This is a genomic window from Microcoleus sp. Pol10D4 (assembly GCF_036701555.1).
Lineage (GTDB): Bacteria > Cyanobacteriota > Cyanobacteriia > Cyanobacteriales > Microcoleaceae > Microcoleus.
Genome location: NZ_JAUBRA010000010.1, coordinates 74,080 through 86,986, shown reverse-complemented (window position 1 = coordinate 86,986; position 12,907 = coordinate 74,080). Strand labels below are relative to the sequence as shown.

Sequence of the window (12,907 nt, the reverse complement as noted above, 5' to 3'; positions counted from 1 at the left end):
ATTTTTCAAGTCACGGACTCTACATAGCTTTGGTGCGTGACTGTTAACAGTCAACAGTCAACTGTTAACAGTCAACAGTCAACTGTTAACTAAAATTAACGGAACGGCGGCGAGTAAAGCAAACCGCCATCTTTCCAGAGTCTGTTTTGGCCCCGTTCTAACTTAAGTGTACTTTTGGGGCCGAGGTTGCGATCGTACATTTCCCCATAATTCCCGACTTTCTTCACAACGCGGACGGCGTAGTCGTTCGGGAGTCCCAAACCTTTACCTAAATCTCCTTCTGTTCCTAGCAAACGTTTGACGTTCGGGTCAGTAGTGCTTGCCACAATTTTGTCTACATTTCCTGAATTAATTCCCAAATCTTCAGCTTCAATCGCCGCAAAAATAATCCATTTCACCGCGTCCGACCATTTAGGATCGCCGCTTTTTACTGCTGGGGCTAACGGTTCTTTTGACATCACGATCGGCAAAACAACATTATTCTCCGAATTCGGCAGAGTTGTGCGCTTAGAAACAAGTTGCGATCGATCGGCAGTAACACCTTGACAGCGACCTTCTTGATAGGTAGCAAAGGTAGAATTCACATCTTCAAACACGACAGGAGTGTATTTAACTCCTATTTTTCGCATTTGGTCGGACAAATTTTGTTCGGTACTCGTACCTGTCTGCACGCAGATAGATTTGCCCGCAAAATCTTTTAAACTTTTGATGCCGCTGTCTTTTTTGACCATGATGCTTTGAGAATCATAAAAGATCACCGGGGCAAATTCCAGTCCGGTAGTGCTGTCGCGACTCGCGGTGTAGGTAGTATTTCGGCTGAGAATGTCGATTTCTCCCGCCTGCAAAACTGTAAATCTATCTTTAGCATTGAGCTTTCGGTACTCGACTTTTTCGGGATCGTCAAATATTGCCGCCGCCACAGCCCTGCACACATCCACATCCAGTCCCGAATATTTGCCTTTTTCGTCTACAAAGCTAAAACCCGGCAGTTCGCCGCTGATGCCACAAATCAGTTTGCCGCGGCTGACAATTGTATCTATCCGGCTGGAACCTTGTTGCGAGTTGCCGCCTGCTGCATTTGTTGCTGTTGTTTGTCCGGTTTGTGCCGATCGATCCCTACAAGACGCCAACGGTGCCACAAACAACACACTTGCTAGCAGCAGAAATCCCCATTTACGCATAGATTTTAATAGAACGCTTTCCTGACAATCCTACCTTGTAGCTGTCAGAACTGTGGCATCGGCGATCTACACAGCCTCTGGTTTCAAATTAGCCGTTCTGCATCCGGTGCTCGACAGCGGCAAGTGCACCGACTACCCGCCTGTTTTTTTTGAGCAAGCTGGGAGCCCAAAGTTAGAAACCCGGTTTCTGGCTGGAGGGCTGGTCGTCAAACCTAAAATTTATCCCTGAAACCCGGTTTCTTTTCTGCTATTTCTGCCCAGCGCGAGCGATCATCGCCTTTCCCTGGAATATTTATCCGATTTTGATTGAATCCACTCACAATAGCTATGGTGCGAGCCGCTGCTCAGCTAAATCGCGGATTAGGCACAGCCGAGACTGGATGTATTCGTCCAATAAATCTGCTTCTTTGCCATTGAGCGCAGAGTTGCTCTTTAACTGCTTCAGCAGCCACTGTACCAGGGTGGCATCGTCTAAATTGACTAACAGAGTAGCTTGGGTGGTCTCAATTAATGACCAGAGTTGGCGTAACATGACTGGAGTCATAAAACCTCGTTGAGCGTAAATACGCACTTAATGGGCGGGCATAGCGAAAAGCTGGTCTTGGTGTCTCAAGCCGATAGACGAAAAGCACCCTCATGTCCATCGGCTTAATGATTATTTTATATTTGACCACAATAACTTAATACAGTAGTGTCACAAGTTACAACACACAAGATGTTATAAGAGTTGCCAATTCCTTCACATTGGGATAAATATCTTGATAAAAGATTAACAATCTTTACACGCGATCGCTCGCGGGGGCTGCCAAGAGCCGTGCGCGATCGCGCCCGATCGCCCGGTTCCAAAGAAAATTGATTGATTACTCGGTAGCCACAAACTTTTCAACCCTCGCGAGAATTATTTCTAATTCAGCGATGATTTTTGTAGCCCCCTCCAAATCATTTGATTCAGCCCGACTTTGAAGCTGATCTGCCATATCGGGCATTAACCGCACCGCCGCCGTAGCGCTGACACCTTTAATTTGATGAGCGTGGCGGGCGAGTGTCTCCATATCTGCCGAGGCGATCGCCTCCTTAGCAGCTTCTAAATAACTAGCAGTATCCACCACAAAAGCTTGCAGTATTTCCCGCTCAAACTCTAAATCAGCGCCCGAAATTTCGTGCAAACGTGCCATATCGACTACCGATTCGATATCGGGATCAGAGTTTTGAAGTTCCTCCCCATTAAACTTGGGAGTTTCAATTTTTAGCTTAGCCGACCAATTTGCTAGTACCGATTTTAACTTTTCGATCGCAATAGGTTTGCTAATATAATCATCCATGCCCGCCGCCAAACACTTTTCCCGATCGCCCTTCAAAGCATTCGCCGTCATCGCAATCACCACCGTCTTTTGATGTGGCTCCATCTTCCCAGCAGCATCTGCCACTTCCCGGCGACGCAATTCCCGCGTTGCTTCGTAACCGTCCAAAACCGGCATCTGACAGTCCATCAACACAATGTCATACTTTTTCAGAGCAACCATAGATAGCGCCTCTGCACCGTTATTCGCGACATCCGCAGTGCACCCCAAAACTCTGAGTTGATTGAGACCAACTTTTTGATTGATAGGAGTATCTTCAACTAACAAAATCTTTAAACTTGCTAACTCCCGGTTGTCAATAGCTGAGGCTCGATTGGAAGTTGAATTTGCCAGCGGCTCATCAATCAGCGTCATTGGGGCGATCGCATTTGCCAAGCAATCAAATAGTCGGTGAGCTTTCACAGGTTTAGTTAAATACCCGCTAAAACCGCTATCTACCAAGCGTTTCGCCTCTGCAAGCTGAGTCATTGAAGTCAGCACCACCCACTTTGTCTGCTGCATTGCCGGCTCAGAAATCCTCAAGCGTTCGAGACTTCCCGCCACCATTTCCGGCAACTGAATATCAACCAAAACGATATCGTAAGGGGAATTAAGGCTGACAGCTTTGTACAGAGATGCGATCGTCATCCAACCGTTCTCAACCTCCTCAACCTCCATTCCCCACAAAACAGCCATTCTCACTAGCACTTTTCGCACTGTCGGCTTGTCGCTGGCAACTAACATTTTTCGCCCCGCCAGCACAGTTTCAAAATTCACTTCGCACGCTGTCCCGACAGCAGTTAAATTTTCCTTATCTGTCGGCACAGTAAACCAAAAAGTCGAACCTTGGCCAGGGGTACTTTCCACACCGATTTGCCCAGCCATTAACTCCACCAACTCCTTAGAAATAGCCAGCCCCAAACCCGTACCACCATATTTTCGTGTCGTAGAGGCATCAACTTGAGTAAAAGATTGAAACAGCTTTCTTTTGTCTTCGGGAGCAATTCCAATTCCTGTATCTGTCACTTTAAATAGCAGGAGCATTGAGTCATTGTTTTCTATTTTTAAGGGTTCGATATTCTCTAAAATTTTCTGATTATCGCTAGCTGCTAATAACCCAGGATTACTAGCATTAGCCACCTCGATTACCACTTCTCCTGCTTCTGTAAACTTAATAGCATTGTTGATCAAATTAGTGAGGATTTGCCGCAACCGCGCTGCATCACCTTTAATTTGCAGCGGCACGTCGCTGTCAATCAGTGCCACCACTTCTATACCTTTTTCTTGTGCGGGAGTGGCCAACAAATCCAGCACTTCATTCACACAGATGCTGAGGTTAAACTCGATTGTTTCTAACCGCATTTCTCCTGCTTCCAGTTTGGAGAGATCCAGAATATCGTTAATAATGGAGAGTAAATTTTGGCCGCTGAGTTTCAGCGTCTGTACAAAGTCAAGCTGTTCGGGAGTAAGATTCGTTTTCAGCAGCAAATCAGTCATCCCCATCACTCCATTCATCGGAGTACGGATTTCGTGACTCATATTTGCTAAAAATAGCGACTTCATTCGAGACGCTTCTATGGCTGCTTCTCGGGCCTGCTGCGCTTGTTCAAAAAGAGTAGATTGCTGAATGGCGATCGCCAACTGCACGCTCAACCTTCCCAGCAAATCCATCTCAGAATCAGTCCAAACACGCGGAGCGCTGCACTGATGGGCAATCAGCAATCCCCACAACCGATTTTGGCTCGTTTCCAAACTCCCTCCCGGCAGTTCACTTCGAGTTTCCGGCGAATATTCTGCTGCCAAACCCTGACTTTCATCGCCTATAAAAATTGGTACAACTACATTAGCCCTTACCTGCAAACTAGCAAGTAAATCTCGGTGTTCCTCGCTCAAATTGGCAGTATAAATATCTGCCATTGCTTGAATTGTTTCTGCACTGTACAGCCATACATAACTTTCCCCAAAGGAGGTTCTTTGAACTTTTCTTCCCAGCAGGGGCATCCAATCATCCCCTACAGATTCCACAACCACAATCGCTGTTTCCTCGGAATCAAAACGATAAATTACCGTGCGGTCAGTTGCCAGCAACTGTCGCACTTCTTGTACAGCAGTGCTGAGAGTTTGAGTGAGGTTTAGAGACTGCCGGACTCGCTGGGCGATCGCCGAAACCAGCCGTTCTTGTTCTGCTTGTTCCTGCAGCATTCTCTCAGCTTGCTTGCGTTCGGTGACATCGCGAATTACCGCAGCAAAGCACAGCGGTTCGGTGGTTTGAGGGTGCTTGACCAGAAAAGCATTCATCGCAACATCAATGGGTTGTCCGGTGGCCAGGTGCTGCATTTGACCTTCTCCTTGCCACTGGCCATGACTGATAATTGTTGGTAAAATCTCTTGACTGAATTTCTCTTGAAAATAGGGTCCAATATAATCCCAGATCTCCGTATAAAGCACTGCCGAAAGATTCTCTACACCCACCAGTTTTCGTCCGGCTTCGTTGACAAACAGCGTTTGGCCTTTTAGAGTAGCCATACCGATAAAATCGCTGCTGTTTTCAATCAGCGACACAAATTTTTGCCGTTCTTCTTCTCCTTTTTTCCGTTCGGTAATGTCGCGCTTGACGCAGACGTGACAAATTACATCATTGGCGTTGTTAATCACAGAGTATGCCGCAACGTCGATCGCCAGCGTCTGGCCTTTTTTAGTGCAGTTAGTAATTTCGCCCCGAAAACTTCCAGTTTTCGCTAAACTTTGAGCAATTGCCGAAAAGCGCTCCCCCGCAACCAGTGGCGAAGCTTCTGCATCTAATTCCGCGTCTGTGTATCCTAGAAGCGTTTGGTGAGCAAGATTTTGTTCGAGGAAAAACCCGTCAGCATCAATAATGACGATCGCATCGTTGGAATTTAAAAATATTTCTCGGTAAAGTTTTAATCTTTCCTCAGCTCGCTTACGTTCGCTGATGTCCCTTTTGACATTTACGTAGCAAACTACATCCCCAGCATCATTTAAAACCGCAAAAGCCGAAACCTCCACCTCAACTGTTCCTTCTTCCACAGCCTTAATACAGGTCATTTCGCCTCGATAACTCCCTGTTTCTGCCAAGCTTTGCATTACCGAGGCAAATACCTGTTCTCCCATGTGATTTGCCGGGGTTTTCCCCCACAATTTCGATGTACTGTAACCCAGCAAAGCCGTGTGAGCTTGATTTGTTTCTAAGTAATAGCCTTGGGCGTCTAAGATCGCGATCGCATCGTTGGATTTCAAAAAGATTTGTTGATAAAGTTGCAGCTTCAGTTCAGCTTGTTTCCTGGCGCTAATATCCGTGAACAAGCCGTAGTAAACTATCTCCCCCGATGGTTGGAATTCTGGCTGGGAAGCTCCTTGCACCCATTTAAGTTTTCCCGACGGAGTGACAATTCTTCCTTCCCACCGCCAAGGCTGCAAATTTTCAGCAGAAAGCGTCACCGAGTTGAGAAAATCATCTCGATCTTCGGAATGAATCATGTCAACAATTACATTAAAATTCTGCTGAGCAGCCTCTGGTTCTATTTCATACAATTCTCGGCAGCCCGCGCTCACAAACGAGAAGGCCATCGAGCCGTCTGGATTCAAATCAATTTGATATACCGTACCGGGTACGCTAGCAGTAATTTTTTGCAGTTTGGCTTGGCTTTGATTCCTGGCTTCATCTGTGGCCTGCAATTGACCAATCTCTCTAGAAAAACCCAAAACCCCAAATATATTACCCTCTGCATCGCACAGTGGCACTTTTTGCGTGTCAAAGATGTGCTGTTTGCCACCTTCAAAGACGATCGCCTGGTAGGGATTGCGAACCTTCTCCCCCGCCAGCACAGCTCGATCTTCCTCGCGGATGCCCCTAATTTGGCCGTTGCGATCGCCAAATACTAATTCGGCTGAAAACCCTAATTCAATATCATCTTTGCCGATAATTTCCTCAACATTTTCCCCCAAATATTCAGCAAAACTTTGATTGACAAAAATGTATCTAAAATTTCTATCTTTCGCAAAAACTCTGTCCGGGGCCTCGTCGATTACAGCCCGCAACAATAGTTCTTGACTTTCCGAATCCAGAGCAAAATTATTTTGAAGTTTATCCTTGACCCGGCTCGTTTTAACTGCTAAAATATTTAACTGTTTTGCACAAATTTGAGCGACAGTGTGGAGCAAACAAAGGTGTTCCAAATTAAAAGCAGTTGCCTGCTCTGCACCAATGAAAAATACTCCCAACAATTCTTCACTTTCATCCGAGTTGGCTGGTGCCATCAAGACCGACTGAAACTGAGCAATTGGTGGCGGAGTGATGTTGTGGGCCCAGTCCCGATTGCCAGCAAGCCATTCAGCGCCAGCAGCTTGCAAGCGCCCTTCAATTTCGGAGCGGGTGCTAGCACTTAACGGCTGCAAGTGTTGCAGGTATAGTCGATCGTCCGGTGGCGTCAAAATTGTGATCGCCGCGCCAGGAATCAGGCGATCGAGATATGCCAGACACGCAGACCAAATTTCATCAGCACTGAGAGCGGCTTGAACTTTTGCAGTAAGTTCATTGAGAACTTGCAGTTCCAAGGTACGCTGGCGGACTTTTGCTTTGAGGCTGGCGGCTAGGATTTGCATAGTGCTCACCACACTGGTTTGCTTATATTATAATAATTATTGATTTTCAAATTTTTGTAAACAATCATTTTAAAATATATCCGACGAAAAGACAACGGTTTTATATTGAAATTACCTTCAACCGGTAAAAAAAGCGTGCGATCGGGAGCAAAGCGGCACCGCAAAGGATCTGCTTGGCTCCCGCAGCGAGATTAGACGGCGAAATTATCCCATTAAAATCACATTATCGATGACGTGGATGACGCCATTGTCTGCTTCGATATCCGCAGCGACAACTGTAGCATTTTTCACCTCAAAGCCGTCAGAACAATCAATTTTAATCGGCGAACCTTCCAAGGAAGTAACAAAACCGAGTTTTGCCAAATCAGCTTTCATAAACTTCCCCGATACGACGTGAAACATCAAAATCCTCGTCAGTTGGGGAACGTTCTGCACTAGGGTTGTGATAGTTCCCGGCGGCAATTTCGCAAAAGCATCGTCAGTGGGTGCAAAGACAGTAAAAGGGCCCGGACTTTTGAGCGCGTCTACTAAATTAGCTACTTGCACGGCTGTTACGAGGGTTTGGAACGAACCCGCACCTACGGCAATATCAACAATATCAGGCATTTTGTTTTACCTCATCTGGGAAAAAAGTTCTATTAAGTATCGTAAACTGATGCGGGCAACAATACCTACTGTCTTTTTTGAAAAATTGGTATTTCTTTTTTAGTGAGGACTTCAATCCTCAGATTTTTGATTAGGACTTCACTCCTCACTACAAACCTAATAATATAGGACTTACATCTGGGGGGCCAGAAACCGGGTTTTTTACGAAAATACTTCGTTAAAACCCGCAGATTAGGTAAAAAACCCAGTTTCGAGGAGTCGGAGTGCGTAAGTCCTGTAATAGTTATTTTACCCGATATAATATTACTAACGCCTTGGCAATTTAATGGCGCGGTGCTTTTAAATTGCTACAATACTGCTGGCGCTTGTGATACGAAAACCTCTGTTTCTAAATCTTCAGAATTGAATTTTTCTCCCTTGTGAATGCTAAAACTGCCGTACAAAATTGAAATTTCAAAAATGTCAGTATGAATTAAAGCTGCTTTCCGGTGCGCGTCTTCACCCAAATGAAAACCAATCAAATCAGCTTCAGGATCTTTGACATCTTCAGGATGAAACACCTCCCAACTGATGTCTCGGCAGTCATGAAATACTATGTTATAAGGCAATCGATCGCCTGTAGGATCGTAAATACATTCAAATAAGATTTCATTCCCCCACAAAGACACATTGACATTTGTGATGAGGGATGTAAGTCCACCTAAATTAAGCAAGTTGTAGTCATCGGGCATATTAATTACTCACTTTTTCTCCTGTATTATGCGTCCCAGGAATCTTATTGCCAAATTCATCTCGTGTTTTGACCAAGCTGCCATCTTTGTCAAGACGCAAACCTTTGTTTATTTTTCTGCCATCTGAACCGTATGTGGGAGCTGGGGTGCGTACAACTTCACCATCAGGACGGATATTGACTCGCGAACGATCGGCAAATTCGTATTCAAGATAACCCCCTCCAGTAGTTCTGATTTCTGCACCCAGCCCGCGCAAAAAGTCATCGACTTCTTGACGAGTCATTCCGGTTAAGTCTCCAAATTCCGATGCAATTCCATTGCCTCCAACTCCCTGACTCGGCACGCGAGTATCCTCACAAACCATTGCCTTTTCTAGTTTAGCACAGTTGGAGAAGGGGAGGAAGCAGAAATTCCCAATGACCAATAATCAATAAAAAAAATAGGGGCGCAGTGTGACCCCTATTAATCAACTAACTAAACTGGCAAACAATTATTGACCACCGATTTGCACTTTCACCACGCGGTTCTTTTCTGCTTCCGCTTTGGGCAAATTCAGGTGCAAAACTCCATTTTTGTACTCAGCTTCTACGCTGTCATTTTGAACCCGTGCGGGTAGGGGAATCACCCGGCGGAATGAACCGTAGCGGAACTCAGAGCGAGTCATGCCTTTATCTTCACTCTTAGTTTCCAGACGGCGTTCGCCACTAATAGCAACAGCTTCTGCGGTTACTTGTACGTCCAAATCCTTAGCTTCCATGCCCGGAATTTCTAACTTAAGGTGGATCGCTTCGGGAGTTTCATCGAGTTCGGCGGGGGGTACAAAAGCAACACCGTTAGATGCGCGATCGGTTGCCGGTGTCAAGCTATCAAACAACCGATTCATTTCTCGCTGCAAGGAGTCCATTTCCCGCAAAGGTTCCCAACGAATAAGTGCCATAACTAATACCTCGACTATCTGAAGTTTTTAGGGGTTGAGAAACACTTGACTCAACTTGTATTTAATATATTCCAGCGCCCGAAACTGGGGGAGTCGGTTTTCCGCAAAAAGGGCGATCGCATTTCCGAACATTCGCGATCGGTATTGTAAAATCATCCCAGGTGCGGGTATCCGATCCAACCCGAACCCAGCAATTTTAGATTTTAGATTCGATCGAGGAATTCCCATCTAAAATCTAAAATCGAAGGTTCGATTAACTCCACCGCGAATGCTGATAAGAAGCGTAGGTATCAAACAAAGCACCCACCAAACTAAAAGTTAGACCGATCACGAAAAAACCCTGGAGGGGACAGCCACTGCCGAAAGTAGCTAAGAACTGCAAAATCAGGTCTTCTCCAGAACGACCAACTCCTTGGAGAGCAGGCACGAAGCCAATCAGCGAAAAGCTAGTCAATCCCCCGCCGATTAACAATAAGGGGGCGACAAAGCTCAACAGGCTGGTCAGCAGTACAGAGCGAAGAAAATTGGGAAAAATGCTCATAAGAGTCAGTAAATTCAGCTAAACTGCCGAAAGGTACAAGCAAACAAAACTTGTCCTTTTCTACGATAGGCAGCGATCGCCCTCAGTGGCCAGTTCTGTCAGAAATCTTAAATGTTATAGAAAAAACTTGTTTAAGATTTGTAGATAAATTTCATTTTTGGCAGTTGTTCTATACTCGAAATCCCCTTGAGCACCACTACATCTTCCAGCCTCAGTTTGTGGAGTCAGCGGTTGCTGGCAGCAGCTTTATTGGGCGGCCAAGTCATGCTGCACTTGCTGAAGGGCAAAATTCACCGCCGCAACACCATCGACCAAATGGCAGCAGTCGGCCCGGAATCTCTGCTGATTGCTTTGCTGACTGCGGGTTTTGTCGGCATGGTATTTACTATTCAGGTAGCGAGGGAATTTATTAACCTCGGTGCCGGCAATGTCGTCGGTGGCGTTTTGGCTTTGTCTTTGACTCGCGAACTCGGCCCCGTCTTAACAGCCGTAATCGTGACGGGACGGGTAGGTTCGGCTTTTGCAGCGGAAATCGGCACAATGCAGGTAACAGAACAGATAGATGCCCTGCTGATGCTCAGAACAGACCCGATCGACTATTTGGTAATTCCCCGCGTCCTGGCTTGCTGCTTGATGCTGCCAATTTTAACCATCATGTGTCTCGTCACGGGCATCCTCGGCGGATTGCTGATTGCTACGACGATGTACGGCATCTCTCAAAGCGTGTTTTTAGAATCAGTCCGCAATTTCCTGAGTCTGTGGGATATTTGCAGCGCGGCAATTAAGGCTGTTGTGTTCGGTGGTTTGATTGCTGTAATCGGCACTAGCTGGGGTTTGACAACCACCGGCGGGGCAAAAGGCGTCGGTCAATCGACTACTACGGCGGTGGTGACGGCTTTACTGGCTATTTTTATTTTTAACTTTTTGATGACATGGCTGATGTTTCAGGGGACGGGCTCTAGCGTACTCAAAGGCTTGTAAGCTAGGAAACGGATAAAATATGAATAATTGGCAACATTAGTTTACTACCCTTGATTTAAACCCGTGACTACAACAGCCTCTTCGACTGCGCCCACAAATACGATCGAACTCGCCCCGAGTTATGCGATTCCCCTAGTCCTGGTACTGGCGGGCCTACCCCTGCTGTTCGTGCAGAAGTGGGCCAGTTTGCCACTTTCGCTGTTCGGCTTGTTTCTGATGTACCAAGCCGCCACCATCCGGCTACAATTTACCCCAACAGATTTGGACATTTATCGATCGTCCAACTTAATCCGCCGCTTTCCTTACCGAGAATGGCAAAATTGGCGGATATTTTGGCCCGCTGTGCCGATTTTGTTCTATTTCAAAGAAATTAACAGCATTCACTTTCTGCCGGTTCTGTTCGATCGTAAAATGCTACAGACCTGCTTAGAACAGCGCTGTCCCCGTCAAGACTAAAAAAGTTGTTAATTTTTAATTTTTAACTTTTCTGTGCCCCACGCCGAACAAAATTTCCCATGAATTCAGACGAATCTCCAACCCAAGAACCGCAACCACAACCAGCCGCCCCAAGCGGTGACGGCGAAGTCGATTTACCCGTGAATGAGACGGAGTACGAAGTTCTATCTCAAACACGAGATTTGTGGATCGACGAAAATGAGCTGCCCGCCCAACTCCCGGCAGAAACAGACCCGCCGCTGGACGAGGAAGATGCCGAAATCGCCCAATTCGTGGACGAAGCAGGCGCACTCGCCCAAATTGGACCCAACACCGACGAGGCCGAATCACAAAGTCCGATCGCTCAAATCGAGCTTCCCACAGACTCCCAGCCAACAGAAACCGCAGAAACGGTAACGAACATCCCAGAAAATGTTACCGAACAGTTGGCAGAGAGAGTCAAAGAATTGCAGCAGCAAGAACAAGCTTTGACTGAAAAAATTGCCGCCTTGGAAGCCGACAAAGCCAATGCTATAGAAGCGTTGGGCCAGGCTCAAGCCTCGATCGGGCGTTTGGTACAAGACGGCTTGATTCAACTAGATCAGCGCAAACAAGCGCTACAAATCGAAGTAGAAAAACTAGAACGCCGGCGCGATCGAATTCAAAAGGAAATGCGAACCACTTTTGCCGGCGTTTCCCAAGATTTAGCAATTCGAGTCCAGGGTTTCAAAGACTATCTAGTAGGCAGTTTGCAGGATTTGGCCGCCACCGCCGAACTCTTAGATTTGACGCCACCGGCGCAAGAGACACCACAGCGAACTGCTGCTGAAGAGTCTCAATCCTCAGCACCGGTAAATCCCAAATTTGCCGAACAGGGATTTCAAGAACAAGCCAAACAAATTCGCCGCACCCTCGACCAATATCGCACTCTCCCCGACTACTACGGCCCGCCTTGGCAACTCCGCCGCACTTTTGAACCCATCCACGCGGAACGAGTTTCTAACTGGTTTTTCACTCAAGGAGGAAGGGGTGCTTTGCGGACTATGGGTTCGCGCTTGCAAAATATCTTGATTACTTCGACAATTATTTCTGTACTCAGAAGCGTCTACGGTGGACGGGTGCGGACTTTGGTGCTCGCGAACAGTCCCGAACGTTTGGGAGAGTGGCGCCGGGGTTTGCAGGACTGTTTGGGCATTACTCGCAGCGATTTTGGCCCGGAAAGGGGAATTATTATGTTTGAGTCTGCGGAGGCTTTGGCTCAAAAAGCCGATCGACTGGTTAAAGATGGCAAATTGCCACTAATTGTCATTGATGAAACTGAGGATTTAATTAGTTTGTCAATCCTGCAATTTCCGTTATGGCTGGCATTTGCTGCCGATCCGCAAACTTTGACGACTGCTAAGGATTTTTGATTAGGTAATTGGTAATTGGTAATTGGTAATTGCTAATTGGTAATTGCTAATTGCTAATTGCTAATTATGCTAGGGGAAAGGTGGCAAATTTTTAAAGTACACGAAATCTAAAATTAAAAA

Annotated in this window: 13 protein-coding genes; 4 read left to right on the top strand and 9 right to left on the bottom strand. The window is 46.4% G+C overall.

Features of this window, described 5'->3' with window-relative positions:
- Positions 1-95: 95 nt before the first annotated feature.
- Both QUA36_RS08140 and QUA36_RS08135 read right to left on the bottom strand, forming a co-directional pair.
- On the bottom strand, positions 96-1,181 hold the full coding sequence (locus QUA36_RS08140) for an amino acid ABC transporter substrate-binding protein (RefSeq protein ID WP_333456624.1): 1,086 nt from the start codon (positions 1,179-1,181) through the stop codon (positions 96-98).
- A gap of 325 nt (positions 1,182-1,506) precedes the next feature.
- Positions 1,507-1,725: a hypothetical protein gene (locus tag QUA36_RS08135; RefSeq protein WP_333158973.1), complete on the bottom strand. Its 219-nt coding sequence runs from the start codon at positions 1,723-1,725 to the stop codon at positions 1,507-1,509.
- Between the two features lie 183 nt (positions 1,726-1,908).
- Here QUA36_RS08135 and QUA36_RS08130 point away from each other — a divergent pair, with 183 nt between their 5' ends.
- On the top strand, positions 1,909-2,037 hold the full coding sequence (locus QUA36_RS08130; RefSeq protein WP_333456622.1) for a hypothetical protein: 129 nt from the start codon (positions 1,909-1,911) through the stop codon (positions 2,035-2,037).
- Positions 2,038-2,041: 4 nt separating this feature from the next.
- Here QUA36_RS08130 and QUA36_RS08125 read toward each other — a convergent pair whose 3' ends face one another.
- The 7 genes from QUA36_RS08125 to QUA36_RS08095 form a co-directional block, all read right to left on the bottom strand.
- On the bottom strand, positions 2,042-7,144 hold the full coding sequence (locus QUA36_RS08125; RefSeq protein WP_333456620.1) for a PAS domain S-box protein: 5,103 nt from the start codon (positions 7,142-7,144) through the stop codon (positions 2,042-2,044).
- Between the two features lie 204 nt (positions 7,145-7,348).
- Entirely contained in the window at positions 7,349-7,750 is a 402-nt protein-coding gene (locus QUA36_RS08120) for a fasciclin domain-containing protein (protein ID WP_006634220.1), read from the bottom strand.
- Positions 7,751-8,097: 347 nt separating this feature from the next.
- Entirely contained in the window at positions 8,098-8,481 is a 384-nt protein-coding gene (locus QUA36_RS08115) for a hypothetical protein (RefSeq protein WP_333456618.1), read from the bottom strand.
- 1 nt (position 8,482) lies between these two features.
- Positions 8,483-8,845 (bottom strand): hypothetical protein, encoded by a 363-nt coding sequence (locus tag QUA36_RS08110; protein WP_333158965.1) that lies wholly within the window; start codon positions 8,843-8,845, stop codon positions 8,483-8,485.
- 126 nt (positions 8,846-8,971) lie between these two features.
- Complete coding sequence (locus QUA36_RS08105) at positions 8,972-9,418, bottom strand: Hsp20/alpha crystallin family protein (protein WP_333158962.1); 447 nt, start codon at positions 9,416-9,418, stop codon at positions 8,972-8,974.
- 27 nt (positions 9,419-9,445) lie between these two features.
- A complete protein-coding gene (locus tag QUA36_RS08100) occupies positions 9,446-9,574 on the bottom strand; it encodes a hypothetical protein (protein WP_333158960.1) in 129 nt (42 codons plus the stop codon).
- 97 nt (positions 9,575-9,671) lie between these two features.
- Positions 9,672-9,959: a hypothetical protein gene (locus QUA36_RS08095; RefSeq protein WP_333158958.1), complete on the bottom strand. Its 288-nt coding sequence runs from the start codon at positions 9,957-9,959 to the stop codon at positions 9,672-9,674.
- Between the two features lie 186 nt (positions 9,960-10,145).
- On the opposite strand from QUA36_RS08095, the gene QUA36_RS08090 reads away from it, so the two are divergent.
- From QUA36_RS08090 to QUA36_RS08080, 3 genes are all read left to right on the top strand, one after another.
- On the top strand, positions 10,146-10,940 hold the full coding sequence (locus QUA36_RS08090; protein ID WP_333158956.1) for an MlaE family lipid ABC transporter permease subunit: 795 nt from the start codon (positions 10,146-10,148) through the stop codon (positions 10,938-10,940).
- Positions 10,941-11,003: 63 nt separating this feature from the next.
- Complete coding sequence (locus QUA36_RS08085; RefSeq protein WP_333450416.1) at positions 11,004-11,396, top strand: DUF3119 family protein; 393 nt, start codon at positions 11,004-11,006, stop codon at positions 11,394-11,396.
- A 59-nt stretch (positions 11,397-11,455) separates the two neighbouring features.
- Positions 11,456-12,787 carry a DUF3086 domain-containing protein gene (locus QUA36_RS08080; protein ID WP_333456616.1) on the top strand — a complete coding sequence of 444 codons (1,332 nt, stop codon included), beginning with the start codon at positions 11,456-11,458 and terminating at the stop codon, positions 12,785-12,787.
- The last annotated feature ends 120 nt before the right edge of the window (positions 12,788-12,907 follow it).

Bases quoted from the DNA above. Each gene is read 5' to 3' on its own strand.
- QUA36_RS08140 (WP_333456624.1), bottom strand. From the start codon at position 1,181: ATGCGTAAATGGGGATTTCTGCTGCTAGCAAGTGTGTTGTTTGTGGCA.
- QUA36_RS08135 (WP_333158973.1), bottom strand. From the start codon at position 1,725: ATGACTCCAGTCATGTTACGCCAACTCTGGTCATTAATTGAGACCACC.
- QUA36_RS08125 (WP_333456620.1), bottom strand. From the start codon at position 7,144: ATGCAAATCCTAGCCGCCAGCCTCAAAGCAAAAGTCCGCCAGCGTACC.
- QUA36_RS08120 (WP_006634220.1), bottom strand. From the start codon at position 7,750: ATGCCTGATATTGTTGATATTGCCGTAGGTGCGGGTTCGTTCCAAACC.
- QUA36_RS08115 (WP_333456618.1), bottom strand. From the start codon at position 8,481: ATGCCCGATGACTACAACTTGCTTAATTTAGGTGGACTTACATCCCTC.
- QUA36_RS08110 (WP_333158965.1), bottom strand. From the start codon at position 8,845: ATGGTTTGTGAGGATACTCGCGTGCCGAGTCAGGGAGTTGGAGGCAAT.
- QUA36_RS08105 (WP_333158962.1), bottom strand. From the start codon at position 9,418: ATGGCACTTATTCGTTGGGAACCTTTGCGGGAAATGGACTCCTTGCAG.
- QUA36_RS08100 (WP_333158960.1), bottom strand. From the start codon at position 9,574: ATGATTTTACAATACCGATCGCGAATGTTCGGAAATGCGATCGCCCTT.
- QUA36_RS08095 (WP_333158958.1), bottom strand. From the start codon at position 9,959: ATGAGCATTTTTCCCAATTTTCTTCGCTCTGTACTGCTGACCAGCCTG.
- QUA36_RS08080 (WP_333456616.1), top strand. From the start codon at position 11,456: ATGAATTCAGACGAATCTCCAACCCAAGAACCGCAACCACAACCAGCC.